This is a genomic window from Pseudoxanthomonas sp. PXM04 (genome assembly GCF_014851695.1).
Taxonomy (GTDB): Bacteria; Pseudomonadota; Gammaproteobacteria; order Xanthomonadales; family Xanthomonadaceae; genus Pseudoxanthomonas_A; species Pseudoxanthomonas_A beigongshangi.
Genome location: NZ_JACVAG010000004.1, coordinates 184,511 through 200,160 on the forward strand (window position 1 = coordinate 184,511; position 15,650 = coordinate 200,160).

The following is a 15,650-nucleotide window of genomic DNA, read 5'->3' on the forward strand; positions in this document are numbered from 1 at the left end:
GGGGCGCGGCGCCCAGGCGGCGACCACTTCAATGCCGGCTTCGGCCGGTTTCGCGTCGAGACCGCCGGCCTCGGCGGCGGCGGTCCGGCATACCTGCCGCCACAATGCATCCACGCGTTGCTCGACCTGCGGATCCAGGGTGATCGGGCGTCCCCATTCGCGCGCGCTCTCGCCGGCCCATTTGCGGGTCGCGTCCAGGCCGAGCTTGGAGCCCACGCCCGAAACCGGGGTGGCGAAATCCAGGTAGTCGATCGGCGTGTTCTCCACCAGCATGCTGTCGCGCGCCGGATCCACCCGGGTGGACACCGCCCAGATCACCTGCGCCCAGTCGCGCACGTCGATGTCCTCGTCGGTGACGATGACGAACTTGGTGTAGGTGAATTGGCGAAGGTAGGACCAGATGCCCATCATCACCCGCCGTGCGTGCCCGGCGTACTGCTTGCGGATGCTGACCACCGCCACCCGGTACGAGCACGCTTCCGGCGGCAGGTAGAAGTCCACGATCTCCGGGAACACCTTGCGCAGGATCGGCACGAAGATGTCGTTCAGCGCCATCGACAGCACCGAGGGTTCGTCGAACGGCGCCCGCCCCATGTAGCTGCCGTGGTAGATGGCGTCGCGACGCAGGCGCATGCGCTCGATGGTGAGCACCGGGAAGTGCGCCTGCGCGTTGTAGTAGCCGGTGTGATCGCCGAACGGGCCTTCCAGCGCGGTGTCGCCGGGATGGATGAAACCCTCCAACAGGATTTCCGCGCCCGCCGGCGCATCCAGGCCGGTCAGCGCGCTGCGCCAGACCCGCGTGCGCGCGGCCCGCAGCAGACCGGCGAATTCGTATTCCGACAGCGTGTCCGGCACCGGCGCCACCGCCGCCAGCAGCGTGGCCGGATCGGCGCCGATCGCGACCAGCACCGGAAAGGGCTTCTCCGGATGCGCGGCCTGCCAGCTGGCGTAATCGAGCGCGCCGCCGCGATGCGGTAGCCAGCGCATGATCACCCGGTTGCGGCCGATCACCTGTTGCCGGTAGATCGCCACGTTCTGCCGCTGCTGATGGATGCCGCGGGTAATCACCAGGCCGAAGGTGATCAGGCGATCGACGTCTTCCGGCCAGCAACGCTGGATCGGCAGGCGTCCCAGATCGACGTCCCCGCCTTCCAGCACCTGTTCGTTGAACGCGGCGGCGTCGACCACCCGCGGCGCGACGTAGGCCAGTTGCGCCAGCCCCGGCCAGTCGGACAGCGCGCTGCGCAGATTGCCGGGCCAACGCGGTTCCTTGATGCTGGCCAGAAGCTCGCCCAGTTCACGCAGCGAGGCCAGCGGCCGGCCGGCCAGCGCCAGCTCGATGCGGCGGCGATGGCCGAACAGATTGCCCAGCAACGCATGGTTCGAACCTGCGTTGTGCATCAGCAGCGCCGGCCCGGATTCGCGCAGGGCCCGCAGGCTCAGCGCGGTGCTTTCCAGCTCCGGGCTGACCGGCGCGTCGATGTCCAGCAACTGTCCGTGCCCGGAAAGATGTTCCAGGAATTCGCGCAGATCGTGGAAAGCCATGCCGCGTCCTGTGGCGGGAAGGAGGCGGCATTGTCCTCACGCCCCGCCACGGGACACATTGATCCACGTCAAGCCGGAACGGCTCAGTACGTGTACTGCACCTGCACCCAGAACTTGTCGGTATCCACCGTGCGGGAGGTGTCACTGCTGCGGTAGCTCGCCAGCTTGAGCAGGCCTTCCAGTCCCTTCACGCCGGGTATCGCGCGGCGCCAGGACAGATCCAGCTCGCGGCCGAAACGGTCGCCGCCGCGATCGCTGCGGAAGTCGTGGTACCAGGTTTGCCATTCGCCACCGCCCAGCGGCAGGCTGAAGCCGGTGTAGGCATCGCGCAGTCCGTCGGTCGGGGTGGTCAGGAACTGATCGGCCCAACCCTGGAACGCGTGCTTGGTCGCCAGTGGTGTCTGGAACGCGCGGTTGCCCGTGCCACCGCCGCCCGCGCCCAGCACTTCGTAGCCGGCCTTCCACTGGATGTCCTGCCAGCGGTAGCCGGCTTCGGCCAGCCAGTAGCGGCTGTCCAGCCGCCACGGGTTTCCCGCCAGCTCGCGCTGCCGGGCGTGTTCCAGCACGTAGGAGAACCCGCCGGCCTTGCCCTGCACGCGCAGGCCGCTGGTGCGGCTGGAAAGCGTGCCCAGCGGCGCACCCGCGACCACCGCGATGTTGTCCAGGCCCAGCCGGTAGTGGTAGCCGATCGCGGTCAGGTTCGGCGAGAACGCGTACTGCGCCTGCAACAGATTGCTGTGGCCCTCGATGTCGGCCGGCGCGGTGCGGCTGACCGGGCGGGTGTCGTCCGGGCCGAACACGCTGTTGATGTTGTCCAGGTACGCATAGGTCAGCTTCCAGCCGGCACCCGGCGTCAATTCGATCATCGCGCCATCGTATGTCTGCTCGTTCTGTCGCCAGCCCACGCCGCCGACGAAGCGCTGGTTGCCCAGGTTGATGCGCTGGCGGCCGACCTGCGCGTTGCCCCAGTCCGCCGCATAGCGGATCAGCGCCTGGTTGACCTCAGTGCCTTCCGGGTCGCCGACCGTGGCGTAGCCGGCGTGGCCGTTGCGGGTGTCGTTGAAGTGTTCCGCGCCCAGGTGGCGGACATCGTCGATTTCCACCAGCCCGGACAGGCCGTGCCAGCGTGGCGTGCGATAGCCGATGCGGGTGCGCAGGGTATGCGCCTTGGCGGTGTCGAGCGCATTGTCCTGATCGACCTGCTCGAAGCGGTAGCGGGCATCCAGGATCAGTTTGCCGCCGGTGTCGTCCGGCGAGGCGGCGATGGCCGGAAGCGCGAGGGCCAGGCAAGGCAGGCCCAGCAGTCCGCCGATGAGATGTTTCATGCGTGTGTTCCCCTTTTTTCTTCGTGCTTGGAAGGCGCGCGTCGATGCGCGCTCAGTAGCGGTAGTTGAGCTTCAACCAGGCGGTGCGGCCGGGTTCGTTGATGCGCACCGGATCGGCCGGATAGCCGAACGCGCTGTTGCCGCCCAGGTTGAGGTGTTCGCTGTAGGCGCGGTCGAACAGGTTGTCGATGCCGGCGGTGAGTTGCAGCCGGTCGCTGAAGCGGTAGCCACCGTTGACCGAGAACACCGCGAAGCCCGCGCTCGGGCCGAGATCGCGTCCGACCACGTTGCCCTGCCCCGTGCTCACCCGATCCTGATCGTCGACGATGCGCAGCAGCGTGCCCCACGACCAGCGCCGGTATTCGCGGCTGGCCGACAGGCGCAGTTCCAGCGGGGTCATCTGCGGCAGCGGCTTGCCGCTGGCGCGATCCTCGCCCCAGGCGTAGGCCAGCGCGCCGCCGAGTTTCCAGCCATCGGCCGGCCGCCACTCCACGCCGGCTTCGCCGCCGCGAATGTCGGCATCGATGTTGCGCGCGCGGGTGGTCGCGCCCATGCCCATCATCCCGGGCAGGTAGTCGAACAGGATGTAATCCTGCATGCGGCCGGCATAGACCGACACCCAAGCCTCGAAGCGTTCGCCACGATATTGCAGGCCCATGTCCAGCTGGGTGGTGCGCTCGGGCTGGATGCCGGCGAAGGCGTTGACCGAACCGGCCGGGCCGCGCTTGGCCGAGAACAGTTCCCAGTAGTCGGGCATGCGCTGGGTGTGGCCCAGACCCACATAGGCGCCCAGCCTTCCGGACATGTCGTATTCGTAGCGGACGAACGCGCTGGGCAGGGTTTCGTTACGCTCCTGGCCAGCGGTCGGGTTGGGCGTCGGCATCATCCCGCCGGTGCTGCGACGCAGATCCCGCACCTGCGCACGGTCCAGGCGCATACCACTCATCAGGTGGTGCTTGTCGGTGATGTGCCAGTGGGATTCGGCGAATGCGCCGAAGGTGCGGAAGCGCGCATCCACCGTCCACGGCTGCAGCCGGTAGGTGCCGCGCCCCATGCCGCTGCGCTGGCGATGGCGACTGTCGCGCAGATCCACGCCGGCGGTGATTTCCCATTCGCCCTGCTGCCAGGTCGCGGCCGCGCGCCCGCCCCAGGTGCGGTGGCCGACGTTGCTGGCCATCGGCATCGGCATGCTGCTGGACGGATCCGGCCGCCGCAGCGTGTAGTTGTCCATCACGTGATCGACGTCGTTGAGGTACAGGTTGGCCTTGAAGGCATCCAGCACGCCGCCGATGTCGCTCTTCTCGAAGCGCAGGCCGAGGCTGTCGCGACGGAAACGCGAACCGTCCATGCCGCGACCGGCATAGCGCGCCTGCGCGTCGCCGGTGCCGGCGCTCAGTTCCAGCACGGTGTTCGCGTCCGGCGTCCAGCCCAGCGCGGCATCGGCGTTCCACTTGCGCCATGCCGACGGCACCTCGTCGCCGTTGCCGTCCTGGTAGTCGTCCGCTTCCGAACGGTTGCCGCCCAGTCGCACATAACCGGTGGAGTTGCCGAGCGCGGCGTCCACCACCTGGTCGTTGCGGTTTCGGCTGCCGGCCAGCGCGCTGGCGTTGATGCGCACGCCGGGGCGGTCGAAGTACGGAATCTCGCGTTCGAAGCGCACCGTGCCCGCCGATGCGCCACCGCCCCACAGCACCGTCTGCGGTCCCTTGATGACCACCAGGCGATCGTAGGTTTCCGGCGCGATGTAGGACATCGCGTTGTCCATGCGCGAGGGACAGGCGCCGCTCAATGCACCGTCGTTGGTCATCAGGTTCAACCGCGATCCGAACATGCCGCGCAGCACCGGGTCACCGTTGGTGCCACCGCTGCGCAACAGCGCGAAGCCGGGAATCGTCTTCAGGTAATCGGCGCCGTCGCTCGCTGGCACCGGCTGGCGCGGCAGTTTGGGGTCGGTGACGAAGGTGGTCGCCATCGCCGGCGCCACGCCGACCACGACCACGCCATCGAGTTCGGTGGGCGAAGCGGGTCCCGCGTCATGCACATGCTGGCCGGCATCGTTGGGCGGCGCCTCGGCGGCGAGCACCATCGAAACCGGTGCGAGCGCGAGGTACAGGGCGACGGCAAGACAATCTCTACGCATGACACGACACTCCGTTTAGGTCGGTGCCATTGTCTGGAGTCGCTCCAACCTTGGGATGCGTCAGGTTGTCGCAGGCGCGGGCGATCTTGATCCATGTCAAGCGGGTCGCATTTGCCTGCTTTTTTCGCCGAATCGGGGTCGGCGATTGATGCAAATCAAGGCGACCACGAAGGTCGGACAACTAACGTTCCCCCATCGGCCCAAGGCCATGACAAGGAACGCGCCATGAAGCGCAAGAGCAACTCCCTGCTTTATTACGCCCTCGCCTGCGCGATGGGCGCCACGCTGGCCGGCAACGCCCTTGCCGGCGATGCCTCCGCCCCGCTGGGCGAACCGATCAAGGCGGTCCTGACCGCCCCGCCGATGGTGCCGCCGCCGATCACGCGCAGCAAGCCGGCCAAGGTCATCGTCGACCTGGAAGTGGTCGAGAAGGAGATGAAGATCTCCGACGGCGTGACCTACAACTTCTGGACCTTCGGTGGTTCGGTGCCGGGCAGTTTCATCCGCGTTCGCCAGGGCGACACGGTGGAGTTCCACCTGAAGAACCACCACAGCTCGCACATGCCGCACAACATCGACCTGCATGCCGTCACCGGCACGGGCGGCGGCGCCGAGGCGACGTTCACCCTGCCCGGCCACGAAACGCAGTTCACCTTCAAGGCGCTGAATCCCGGCCTGTACGTCTACCACTGCGCGATGCCGCCGGTCGGCATGCACATCGCCAACGGCATGTACGGCCTGATCCTGGTCGAGCCGCCGGAAGGCCTGCCGAAGGTGGACAAGGAGTTCTACGTGATGCAGGGCGACTTCTACACCGAGGGCAAGTACGGCGAACCCGGCCTGCAGCCCTTCAGCCTGGAAAAGGCCATCGACGAGCATCCGACCTACGTGGTGTTCAACGGCGCGGAAGGATCGCTGACGGGCGACAACGCGCTGCAGGCCAAGGCCGGCGAGAGCATCCGCATGTTCGTCGGCAATGGCGGCCCCAACCTGGTGTCCAGCTTCCACGTCATCGGCGAGATCTTCGACAAGGTCTACATGGAAGGCGGCAGCAAGTACCAGGAAAACGTGCAGACCACGCTGGTGCCTGCCGGTGGCGCGACCATCGTCGAGTTCAAGGCCGACGTGCCGGGCAACTTCGTGCTGGTCGACCACAGCATCTTCCGCACCTTCCACAAGGGCTCGCTGGGCATCCTGAAGGTCGACGGTGAAGCCAAGCACGACATCTACACCGGCCAGCAGTCCAGCAAGGAGTACCCGCAGGGCGAACCTGCCGGCAAGTAAGCGAAGAAACCCCGTGAGGATGCCCATGTACCGGAGACTGCCCGCCCTGTTGCTTGCAAGCCTCGTCGCGCCGGTGATGGCGAGCGGTCCCGGCTACGTGGACGTGCCGGGCGGAAGCTTCCGCTCGGCCATCCGCTACGAGGAAAGCAGCGACGCGCGTTCCGTCCCGGCCTTCGCCCTGATGGAACGCGCGGTCAGCAACGCCGACTTCGCCCGCTTCGTCGAACGGCAGCCGCAATGGCGACGGGATCGGGTGCCGGCGCTGTTCGCCGGTCCCGGTTACCTCGGGCACTGGGAGAGCGCCACCGTGCCGGGCGCGGCGGTCGACGCGGACGCGCCGGTGGTGCAGGTCAGCTGGTACGCCGCCGATGCCTACTGCCGCGCGCAGGACGCGCGCCTGCCGACCTTCCTGGAATGGGAATACGTCGCCGCCGCCGATGCCGACCGGCGCGACGCCCGCGCCGACCAGGGCTGGCAGGCCCTCCTGCTCAACGACGCCACCGCCCGCGCGATCGATGCCGGCGACGCGCCGCCCAACGCCTACGGCATCCACGGCCTGCATGGCGTGGCGTGGGAATGGGTGGACGACTTCGCCACCCTGATGGGCGACAGCGACAAGCGCGGCGCAGACGACGGCGACAAGCTCAAGTATTGCGGCGCCACCTCGCTGGCCTTCAACGACCGCCAGCACTACGGGGTGATGAAACGCTTCGCCCTGTTGTCCGCACTGCAACCGGTCAACACCCTCGGCAACCTCGGATTCCGCTGCGCAAGGAGCCAGCCATGAAGATGCCCCTTTCTTTCCTCCTGCTCGGGCTGGCGCTTCTGCAGCCCGGCCTCCCCGCCGCCGCGCAGACGCTGCCGGGCGATTCCCTCTACCAATTGGACGCGAAGGTCACCGACCAGGACGGCAACACCGGCCAATGGCGGGATCTGCGCGGCAAGCCACGCATCGTGTCGATGTTCTACACCAACTGCCACCTCATGTGCCCGCTCATCATCGAGAACGGCAAGGCGGTGCAGAAACAGCTGACGCCCGCCGAACGCGCGCGCGTGGAGCTGGTGATGATCAGCCTGGATCCCGCTCGCGACACCCCGCAGGCCTTGCGCGAGACCGCGCAACGGCACCGCGTGCCCGCGCAATGGCGGTTCCTGCAACCTGGCGCCAACGATGCCCGCGCGATCGCCAGCGTGCTCGATGTGCGCTACCGCCCGCGCGAGGACGGCAGCATCAACCACACCAGCGTGCTGGTGCTGGTGGATGCCGATGGCCGCGTCCTCGCCCGCTCCGAGGTGGTCAGCGCGATACCGGATCCGGCCTTCGTCGCCGCCGTCCGCACCGCCCTGTCCTCCTCCGCTTCCCCCGTCCATTGAATCCCCGCAACCACACCAAGGAGTTTCCGATGAAAGTCGTTTCCGCTTCCCTGCTCGCCCTGGGCCTGATGGCCGCCGCCGGCATGGCCCAGGCCGCCAACAACTGCACCGTCAGCCTGAAGGGCGACGATGCGATGAAGTTCGATCTGAAGACGGCCACCGTCTCGGCCAGTTGCCCGACGATCACCATCGAGCTGGCCCACACCGGCAAGATGCCGGCCGCCGCGATGGGCCACAACGTGGTCATCTCCGCCGCCAAGGACATGGACGGCATCGCCCGCGACGCCATCAAGGCCGGCGTGGGCAACCACTACGTGCCCAAGGGCGACGCCCGCGTGCTCGCCGCCACCACCCTGATTGGCGGCGGCCAGAAGACCAGGATCACGCTCCCCGGCAAGAAGCTGACCGCCGGCGGCGACTACAACTTCTTCTGCAGCTTCCCCGGCCACTCCACCTTGATGAAGGGCAAGTTGGTAGTGACCAAGTAGTTCGCCGGGGACAGGAGCGCCGGGGCCGGTTTGCCGGCGCTCCTGCTTTCACCGTCGCATTTCCTTTCCCACACTGACCGTCGGTACCGCCATGGAATACCACATTCCCCTCCCCGGCCCGTCCGTGGATCCAATCACCATCGAACGGGTGTTGCAGGAATTCGATCCCGCCGGCCTGGTCGACCTGGACGCCAAGGCGGGCAAGCTGCGCATCTCCACCGTGGTGATGGACATCGAACTGGTGTTCATCATGGAACAGGCCGGACATCCGGTGCGCCTGACCCAGATCGAACGCATTGCCTCGGTGTGCTGCGGAGGTTGCAGCGGCTGATCCGCGGCATGGTGCACGCGGCTTGATCGCGATCAATTTGAACCGGTTCGCGATGCGATACGGTGCCCGGGTCGAAGTTCCGGTAAGCCGCCATGCGCATCCATCCTTCCGAAGACGGCGGCCCGGGACTCGGGCTGTGCAGCGAGGCCGATGTCGTCACGCTGGTCGAGACCTTCTACCTGCGCGTGCGTCGGGATGACCTGCTGGGTCCCTTCTTCGAAGCGCGCGTGCGGGACTGGGCCGCGCATCATTCGCTGCTGGTCGCATTCTGGTCGTCGTTGCTGCGCGGCACGCGCCGCTTCCATGGCGCACCGGTGAGCTGCCATCTGGGCATGGCGGGGCTGACCGAAGCCATGTTCCTGCGCTGGCTGATACTGTTCCGCCAGACCACCGCCGACTGCGGCAACGAGGCGATGCGCCGCGAAGCCGACGCCGCCGCCCTGCGCATGGCCAACCATTTATGGCAACGCTATCAGGCCAGACAGATGCCGGCCTGTGCGCCCACGCCGCTTCCGGTGGACTGAAACGCCGGCACTTCCGGCGAAACCCAATCCCGGACGACGTGGCCGGGAAGCCGACCCATCGCGGGCCGACACGCCCCGCCGGAGTGGAGGACGGGCCTATCCTGCGCGCGCCGGTACCGGTGGCGATTCCATCTCGGTGGGCACCGCCCGCAGCAGGACACGGCTGGCCTCCTGCTGCTCGGGCAGGGACAGCAGTTCCAGGAAACGCGTCTCGCCGGCCACCAGCACCGCGACCGCCAGGCCATCGCGATAGAGCACGCGCGCGCCGGGCACGCGCGCGACCTTCTCGCCCGGCAGCAGTGTGCCCAGCAGGTTGGCCGGATCGGTGGCGGCGATCGCCAGCCACTTGCCATCGGCGGGCCGACGGCGCACTTGGCGCAGCGCGGCGACGGCTTCCGGCAAGGCGAACTGTTCGCCCGGGATGCCGGTGATGAAGCGGCCGCCGCGGATTTCACCGCGTGCTTCCAGGCGCTGGTAGATCCGTACCAGCTCGCGCCAGGGCGGCAGCCATGCGGCCTCGCGTTCGAGCAGCCGCCAGCAGACCACACCGTAGCGCCGCAGCAGCATGCGCGCGACGTGTTCGACCGCCTCGGCCCGGGCCTCGCCACTGCCCGATGGCGCACCGGCGCGGATCAGCGCCCAGCGGCCGGCGTCCTGGATGCCGAACATCGGCTTGCGGCGGCGATGGCGGGATCCGCCATCGCGCTTGGACGCGGGGACCAGCAACGCCCGCAGACCGCCGAAACTGTCGCAATGGACCCGGCCCCGCACCACCAGTTCGGCCAGCGCGTCTTCCAGTTCGGTGCGCAACAGATGCGCGCCGTCGCCGATTTCATCGAAGAACGAGGCGCCGTGCGCGCCGAGATAATCCACCACGCGGCGCGCGCGCGAACCCAAATCGTCATCGTCCACCGGCGCGGGGGCCAGGCGCGTCCACAGCGGCGCCTGGCGACGCGGCAACAGCAGGATCGGCGTGCCGCGCAACGAAATATTGCCGCGCCCACCACCCTCGCTCGCAGGCGGACGCAGCCGCGTCCACAGCGTGCGTCCCGCGGTGCACAGATCATCCAGCCAATGAATCGCGTAACCACGCACGCGCGCGGGCAGCAGGTCCGCTTCCCAACTGGCGGCGGGCGCTTCGAATCCTTCCAGTTGCCCCAGTACGCCGGCCAGCGCTTCCGGTCCACTGACCCGCTCCGCCTCGCTCAGATGCTGCCAATCGAACAGGAAGCGCTGGAAATCGCGCGGTTCGACCGGTTCGATTTCGCGCCGCAGTTGCTTGAGCGTGTAGCGATGGATGCGCGCCAGCAGGTGTCGTTCGCACCACTCCTCTTCGCGCGCGCCGGGCGTGAAATGACCCTGCATTACGTAGCCTTCGCTCTGCAGGGCCAGCAACGCCGGATCCACCTCGTTCCCCGGCAATGCCAGCGAATGCGCGAGCGCGGTGGCGGGCACCGGCCCCAGCGCGGTCAGGCGCGCGCGCAGCAGCTCGCGCAACGCGGTCTCGCGCGGCCAGTCGGCCTGTGCGTATTCGTCGGGCGCCTCGACCACCGGCTCGATCGGCGCGGCGGGAAACAAGGCGCGCAGCATCGGCAACTGCTCAGTCGCCAGCCACAGCGCCCGCGCGCCGCCGTCGCCCACCTGCATGCGGGTGGCGCGTCCGTCCGCCGCCAGTGCCCGCAGCCATTCCTGCCAGCCGGCGTTGTCCGCGGCTTCACCGGCGGTGATGGCGCCCACGCCGGTTAGTGCTTCATGCATCTCGTCGGGATTGCGCGGCTGCGGCCAGGCTTCCGCGCGCACCGCCTGGATCGCGCCGATGTCCAGTTTGCCGAGTTCGTCGGCCGATTCGGCCTCGCGATAGAGCCGGCTCTGCACCGCCTGGGTGCGGCGTTCCTCCAGCGGCGCGTCGTCGAGGAAGGCATAGGGACGCGCATTGATCACTTCGGCCGCCAGCGGCGACGGCAGCGGCAGATCCCGCGCGACGACTTCGATCTTCCCCGCCTCCAGCCGGCGCAGCAATTGCAGCCAGCCGTCGGCGTCCATCGCCTCGTGCAGGCAGTCGTCCAGGGTCTGCGCGACCAGCGGATGATCCGGAATCTCGCGCTCGCCGACGATGTTTTCCAGGCAGGCCACCTGATCCGGGAACACCGTCGCCAGCAGATCCTCGGACTTCATCCGCTGCAACTGCGGCGGCACTTTGCGGCCGCCGACGAAGCGCGGCAGTGCCAGTGCGGTGGTGGCGTTCCAGCGCCAGCGCACGCCGAACAGCGGCGCATCCAGCAGCGCCTGGATCAGCACGTCCAGCGCCGAGGACGAATGCAGGTAGCGCGAGACCTCGATCAGCGGGAAGCTGTGGCTGGTCGACAGTGACAGGATGATCGCGTCCTCGGTCGCGGCGGCCTGCAGTTCGAAATTGAACTGGCGGCAGAAGCGCTTGCGCAGGGCCAGGCCCCAGGCGCGGTTGAGCCGGCTGCCGAACGGCGAATGCAGGATCAGCTGGGTACCGCCGGATTCGTCGAAGAAACGCTCCAGCACGATCCGCGACTGGCTGGGCACCTGGCCCAGCGCGGCCAGGGTCTTGTCCAGGTAGTCGGCGATCTGGCGCGCGGCTTCCTCGTCCAGCGCCACCTCCTGCATCAGCCAGCGCATGCCGGCGTCCACGCCGTCCGCGATGATCGCGGCGGCCACGGCTTCGCGCAGGCGCGACACGCCGAACGACAGTTCATCGCTGCGTCCGGGTGCCTCACCCAGCCAGAACGGGATGTTGGGCGGGGCGCCGCGCGCATCCTCCACCCGCACCCGGCCCGGTTCCACCCGCAGGATGCGATAGCTGGCGTTGCCCAGTTGGAACACGTCGCCGGACAGGCTTTCGACCGCGAAGTCCTCGTTGACGGTGCCGATGGTGTGCGCTTCCGGTTCCAGGATCACCGCGTAGTCGCCGGTGTCGGGAATGGTGCCGCCGGACATCAGCGCGGTCATCCGCGCGCCCTTGCGCTCACGCAAGCGGTGATGCACGGCATCGCGGTGCAGATAACCCGCGCGTGGGCCGCGCCGGGTGCTGAAGCCCTCGGCCAGCATCCGCACCACCGCCGCGTAATCCTCGCGCACCAGCATGGCATATGGCGCCGCCCGCCGGACCAGCGCATACAGCGCGTCCTCGTCCCATTCGCGGCTGGCGGTTTCGGCCACCAGTTGCTGGGCGAGCACGTCCAGCGGCGCGACCGGGATCCGCAGCGCATCCAGCTCGCCGCGGCGGACGCAATCCAGCAGCGCCGCGCATTCGATCAGTTCGTCGCGCGACTGCGGGAACAGGCGCGCCTTCGGCACCCCGCCCACCGCATGGCCGGAACGGCCCGCGCGTTGCAGGAACGTGGCGATGGAGCGTGGCGAGCCCAACTGGCACACCAGATCCACGTCACCGATGTCCAGGCCCAGTTCCAGCGACGCGGTCGCCACCAGCACCTTCAGATCGCCGCGCTTGAGCCGCTGTTCGGCATCCAGCCGCGCTTCCCTAGCCAGGCTGCCGTGGTGCGCCGCCACGCCTTCCTTGCCCAGCCGCTCGCCGAGGTGGCGGGCGGCGCGTTCGGCCATGCGCCGGGTATTGACGAACACCAGCGTGGTGCGGTGTTCGCGCACCAGCGCCGCGACCCGGTCGTAGACCTGTTCCCACTGGTCGTTGGACATCACCGCGCCCAGCGGCGTCGGCGGCAGCTCCAGTGCCAGATCGCGCTGCTTGCCGTAGCCGATGTCGACGATTTCGCAATGCGGCGGTTCCGGCCCTTCGCCCGCGCCTACCAGGAAGCGCGCCACCGCGTCGATGGGTTTCTGGGTCGCCGACAGGCCGACCCGCACCGGCGGCTGCGCGCACAGCGCCTGCAGGCGTTCCAGCGACAGCGCCAGGTGGCTGCCGCGCTTGCTGGCGGCAACCGCGTGGATTTCGTCGACGATCACCGTGCGCACGCTGGACAGCATGCTGCGGCCGGAAGCCGAGCCCAGCAGCACGTACAGTGATTCGGGCGTGGTCACCAGCACATGCGGCGGCTTGCGGAACACTTTCTGGCGCTCGCCGGCCGGCGTGTCGCCGGTGCGCACCGCGGTGCGGATCTCGACATCGGGCAGGCCCATGTCCGCGAGTTCGGCGCGGATGCCGGCCAGCGGCGCGTCGAGGTTGAGGTGGATGTCGTTGGACAGCGCCTTCAGCGGCGAGACGTAGACCACGGCGGTCTCGTCCGGCAACCCGCCCTCGTCCAGCCCGCGCCGGACCAGGTCGTCGAGCGCGGCGAGGAAGGCCGTCAGGGTCTTGCCCGAACCAGTCGGGGCCGCCACCAGCGTGTGGCGGCCCGCGCGGATCGCCGGCCACGCGGCGCGCTGGGCCGGCGTGGGCCCGGGAAACGTGCGCCCGAACCAGCGGGCGACGGCGGGATGGAACGAGTCCAGCGGCATGCGGCGACGATACCGGGAAACCTCCCGGAAAACGGTGAAAACCTGGAGCCGAGATGGTGCTGTTTGATCGCGGATCCAAGCGCGTGGGGTGAACGGATGCCGTCCGTGGGTTCTGTTTTCCCGCTTGAAGGAAACGCTCAGTTCGCGGTTCCCTTGCCCCTGTCCCCTTCCCCCGCAACGCGGGGGAAGGTGCCGAAGGCGGATGGGGGCAAGGATCCGTGCGAAGAGCGCCCCCATCCGGCGCGGGCGCGCCACCTTCCCCCGCAGGCGGGGGAAGGGAACATGTCCAAGCGCGTGGGGGAACCTATGCCGTCCGTGGGTTCCGTTCTCTGCTTGGAAAACGCTCAGTTCGCCGTTCCCTTTCTCCCGTCCCTTCCCCCGCAACGCGGGGGAAGGTGCCGAAGGCGGATGGGGGCAAGGATCCGGGCGAAGAGCACCCCCATCCGGCGCGGGCGCGCCACCTTCCCCCGCAGGCGGGGGAAGGGAACATGTCCAGGCGCGTGGGGGAACGGATGCCGTCCGTGGGTTCCGTTCTTCTGCTGGGAAAAAAACGCCCAGTTCGCCGTTCCCTTCTCCCGTCCCTTCCCCCGCAACGCGGGGGAAGGTGCCGAAGGCGGATGGGGGCAAGGATCCGTGCGAAGAGCGCCCCCATCCGGCGCGGGCGCGCGCCCTCCCCCCGCAGGCGGGGGAAGGGACCATCCGATTTGGAAACTGCGAGCTGCGCCCTGATCCCTAGCCCGCCACAGGCAACTCAATCCGGATCACGGTGCCCGCGCCGACAACGCTGTCCACACCGATGCGGCCACCGGCGCGCTGGATCAGATCGCGCGCCACCGACAGGCCCAGGCCGGTGCCCTCGCCGGCCGGCTTGGTGGTGAAGAACGGGTCGAACGCGCGCGCCTGCACCTCCGGCGTCATGCCGGTGCCAGTGTCGCGGAAGCCGATGGCGACACCGCTCGCGCCGGTGCCGGCGGTGACTTCGAACACGCCGCCGCCGGGCATCGCGTGGTTGGCGTTGGCGGCGATGTTCAGCACCATCAGTTCGAACTGGGTGCGATCAAAGCGGATCGGTCGCAATCCCTCCGCCACGTCCAGGCGGACATCGACCGTCGGGTCGAACAACTGGCGCAGCATCGGTCGCAACTCGCGCAGGCTTTCGCCCGCATCGAACGTCTGCAGATGGGTCTCGTCCTGTCGGGCGAACGCCAGCAGCTTGTGGGTCACCAGGGTCGCGCGGCGCGCGGCCGATTCCACCCCGGCCAGGGCTTCCTTGAGCGCGGCCGGATCGTCCTGCCGCTTGCCGCGCCCGGCATAACCGAGGATCAGCGACAGCAGGTTGCCGAAATCGTGGGCGACGCCGCTGGCCAGCCGGCCCACCGCCTCGACCTTCTGCGCGTGGATAAGCTGTTCCTGCGCGCGTTCGCGCTCGCGCGCCTCCTGCTCCAGCAGGCGGTTGCTCTCGGCCAGTGCATTGCCACGCTGGTTGGCCTCGCGCAGGCTTTCGCGCAGCGCCACGGAACTGCGATCCAGCACCACCGCGATCATCAGGAACATCGCGAAGCGCGCGGCCAGGTCGACCAGCCGGTTGTAGACCTCGCCGTCGCGCGCGATCTCCAGCCACATGCCGCCGCAGAACGCCACGGCGATGCAGGCGAACATCACCCACAAGGCGCGCCGGCCGATCACCAGACCCGCGATCGCCATCCAGATCACCAGGATCGGTTGCTCGTAGACCTGCGCGTCGAATCCGGTGGACAGATAGCTGGGCACCACGGTGACCGCGAACACCGCCAGCAGCAGGTAGGACGCCGCGCCGAACCTGCCGCGCCGGATCAGCCAGAAGCTGGCGCCGGCGGCGGCGCTCACCGCAAGGCTGAACACCATGCTGGCGATCTCGCCCGGCCGCCAGGGAATGTCCACCGAGGCGCGGTAGATCCAGGCCAGCGGCGGCAACATCGCCAGCAGCAGCGAGATCACCTGGATCATCGGCGCGTTGCGGCGATCCACCGGATCGGCAATCGGCACGTCGCGGAACCAGTCCAGCACGCCGCGCAGGAGCGGCCCGATCAGCGGAATACGCGCGCCGCGCGTGGAAACGACCGATGGAGAGGGTTCGATCATGGGGGTCCTCAGGGATGCCTAGCCGCCGACCGGGCGACTGGGACGGCCGCCCTCCCCGGCGCCGTCCGAACATCC

At 68.5% G+C, this 15,650-nt stretch carries 10 protein-coding genes and 1 pseudogene; 6 read left to right on the forward strand and 5 right to left on the reverse strand.

Translation table 11 applies throughout. The features are described from left to right. Positions 1 to 90: 90 nt before the first annotated feature. The 3 genes and pseudogenes from IB228_RS11735 to IB228_RS11745 form a co-directional block, all read right to left on the reverse strand. Positions 91 to 1,545, reverse strand: a pseudogene (locus IB228_RS11735) (UbiD family decarboxylase); the annotation flags it as partial. An 83-nt stretch (positions 1,546 to 1,628) separates the two neighbouring features. After that, complete coding sequence (locus IB228_RS11740; protein ID WP_192198635.1) at positions 1,629 to 2,870, reverse strand: alginate export family protein; 1,242 nt, start codon at positions 2,868 to 2,870, stop codon at positions 1,629 to 1,631. Between the two features lie 52 nt (positions 2,871 to 2,922). Beyond that, positions 2,923 to 5,010, reverse strand: coding sequence for a TonB-dependent copper receptor (locus tag IB228_RS11745; RefSeq protein ID WP_192198637.1), 2,088 nt, complete (start codon positions 5,008 to 5,010; stop codon positions 2,923 to 2,925). Positions 5,011 to 5,235: 225 nt separating this feature from the next. Between IB228_RS11745 and nirK the strand changes: the two genes are divergently transcribed. The 6 genes from nirK to IB228_RS11775 all read left to right on the forward strand — a co-directional run bounded on the left by nirK (position 5,236) and on the right by IB228_RS11775 (position 9,011). After that, entirely contained in the window at positions 5,236 to 6,294 is a 1,059-nt protein-coding gene (gene nirK / locus IB228_RS11750; protein WP_225562408.1) for a copper-containing nitrite reductase, read from the forward strand. A 19-nt stretch (positions 6,295 to 6,313) separates the two neighbouring features. Then, positions 6,314 to 7,081 carry a formylglycine-generating enzyme family protein gene (locus tag IB228_RS11755; RefSeq protein ID WP_192198783.1) on the forward strand — a complete coding sequence of 256 codons (768 nt, stop codon included), beginning with the start codon at positions 6,314 to 6,316 and terminating at the stop codon, positions 7,079 to 7,081. Continuing rightward, positions 7,078 to 7,668 carry an SCO family protein gene (locus IB228_RS11760; RefSeq protein WP_192198639.1) on the forward strand — a complete coding sequence of 197 codons (591 nt, stop codon included), beginning with the start codon at positions 7,078 to 7,080 and terminating at the stop codon, positions 7,666 to 7,668. Before IB228_RS11755 ends, IB228_RS11760 begins: the two co-directional genes overlap by 4 nt. Positions 7,669 to 7,697: 29 nt before the next feature. Continuing rightward, the gene (gene azu, locus IB228_RS11765) at positions 7,698 to 8,156 is read left to right on the forward strand and encodes an azurin (protein WP_183636511.1); all 459 of its coding nucleotides are present in this window, start codon (positions 7,698 to 7,700) and stop codon (positions 8,154 to 8,156) included. 91 nt (positions 8,157 to 8,247) lie between these two features. Next, positions 8,248 to 8,487, forward strand: a complete 240-nt coding sequence (locus IB228_RS11770) for a hypothetical protein (RefSeq protein ID WP_192198641.1) — start codon at positions 8,248 to 8,250, stop codon at positions 8,485 to 8,487. Between the two features lie 92 nt (positions 8,488 to 8,579). Continuing rightward, the gene (locus IB228_RS11775; protein WP_192198643.1) at positions 8,580 to 9,011 is read left to right on the forward strand and encodes a group III truncated hemoglobin; all 432 of its coding nucleotides are present in this window, start codon (positions 8,580 to 8,582) and stop codon (positions 9,009 to 9,011) included. 96 nt (positions 9,012 to 9,107) lie between these two features. Here the strand turns inward: IB228_RS11775 and IB228_RS11780 are convergent, their stop codons facing one another. Then, positions 9,108 to 13,454 carry a DEAD/DEAH box helicase gene (locus IB228_RS11780; RefSeq protein ID WP_192198645.1) on the reverse strand — a complete coding sequence of 1,449 codons (4,347 nt, stop codon included), beginning with the start codon at positions 13,452 to 13,454 and terminating at the stop codon, positions 9,108 to 9,110. Positions 13,455 to 14,186: 732 nt separating this feature from the next. Then, positions 14,187 to 15,575, reverse strand: a complete 1,389-nt coding sequence (locus IB228_RS11785; RefSeq protein ID WP_192198648.1) for an ATP-binding protein — start codon at positions 15,573 to 15,575, stop codon at positions 14,187 to 14,189. Between the last annotated feature and the right edge of the window lie 75 nt (positions 15,576 to 15,650).

Bases quoted from the DNA above. Each gene is read 5' to 3' on its own strand.
- IB228_RS11755 (WP_192198783.1), top strand. From the start codon at position 6,314: ATGCCCATGTACCGGAGACTGCCCGCCCTGTTGCTTGCAAGCCTCGTC.
- IB228_RS11745 (WP_192198637.1), bottom strand. From the start codon at position 5,010: ATGCGTAGAGATTGTCTTGCCGTCGCCCTGTACCTCGCGCTCGCACCG.
- IB228_RS11780 (WP_192198645.1), bottom strand. From the start codon at position 13,454: ATGCCGCTGGACTCGTTCCATCCCGCCGTCGCCCGCTGGTTCGGGCGC.
- IB228_RS11775 (WP_192198643.1), top strand. From the start codon at position 8,580: ATGCGCATCCATCCTTCCGAAGACGGCGGCCCGGGACTCGGGCTGTGC.
- IB228_RS11760 (WP_192198639.1), top strand. From the start codon at position 7,078: ATGAAGATGCCCCTTTCTTTCCTCCTGCTCGGGCTGGCGCTTCTGCAG.
- IB228_RS11785 (WP_192198648.1), bottom strand. From the start codon at position 15,575: ATGATCGAACCCTCTCCATCGGTCGTTTCCACGCGCGGCGCGCGTATT.
- nirK (WP_225562408.1), top strand. From the start codon at position 5,236: ATGAAGCGCAAGAGCAACTCCCTGCTTTATTACGCCCTCGCCTGCGCG.
- azu (WP_183636511.1), top strand. From the start codon at position 7,698: ATGAAAGTCGTTTCCGCTTCCCTGCTCGCCCTGGGCCTGATGGCCGCC.
- IB228_RS11740 (WP_192198635.1), bottom strand. From the start codon at position 2,870: ATGAAACATCTCATCGGCGGACTGCTGGGCCTGCCTTGCCTGGCCCTC.
- IB228_RS11770 (WP_192198641.1), top strand. From the start codon at position 8,248: ATGGAATACCACATTCCCCTCCCCGGCCCGTCCGTGGATCCAATCACC.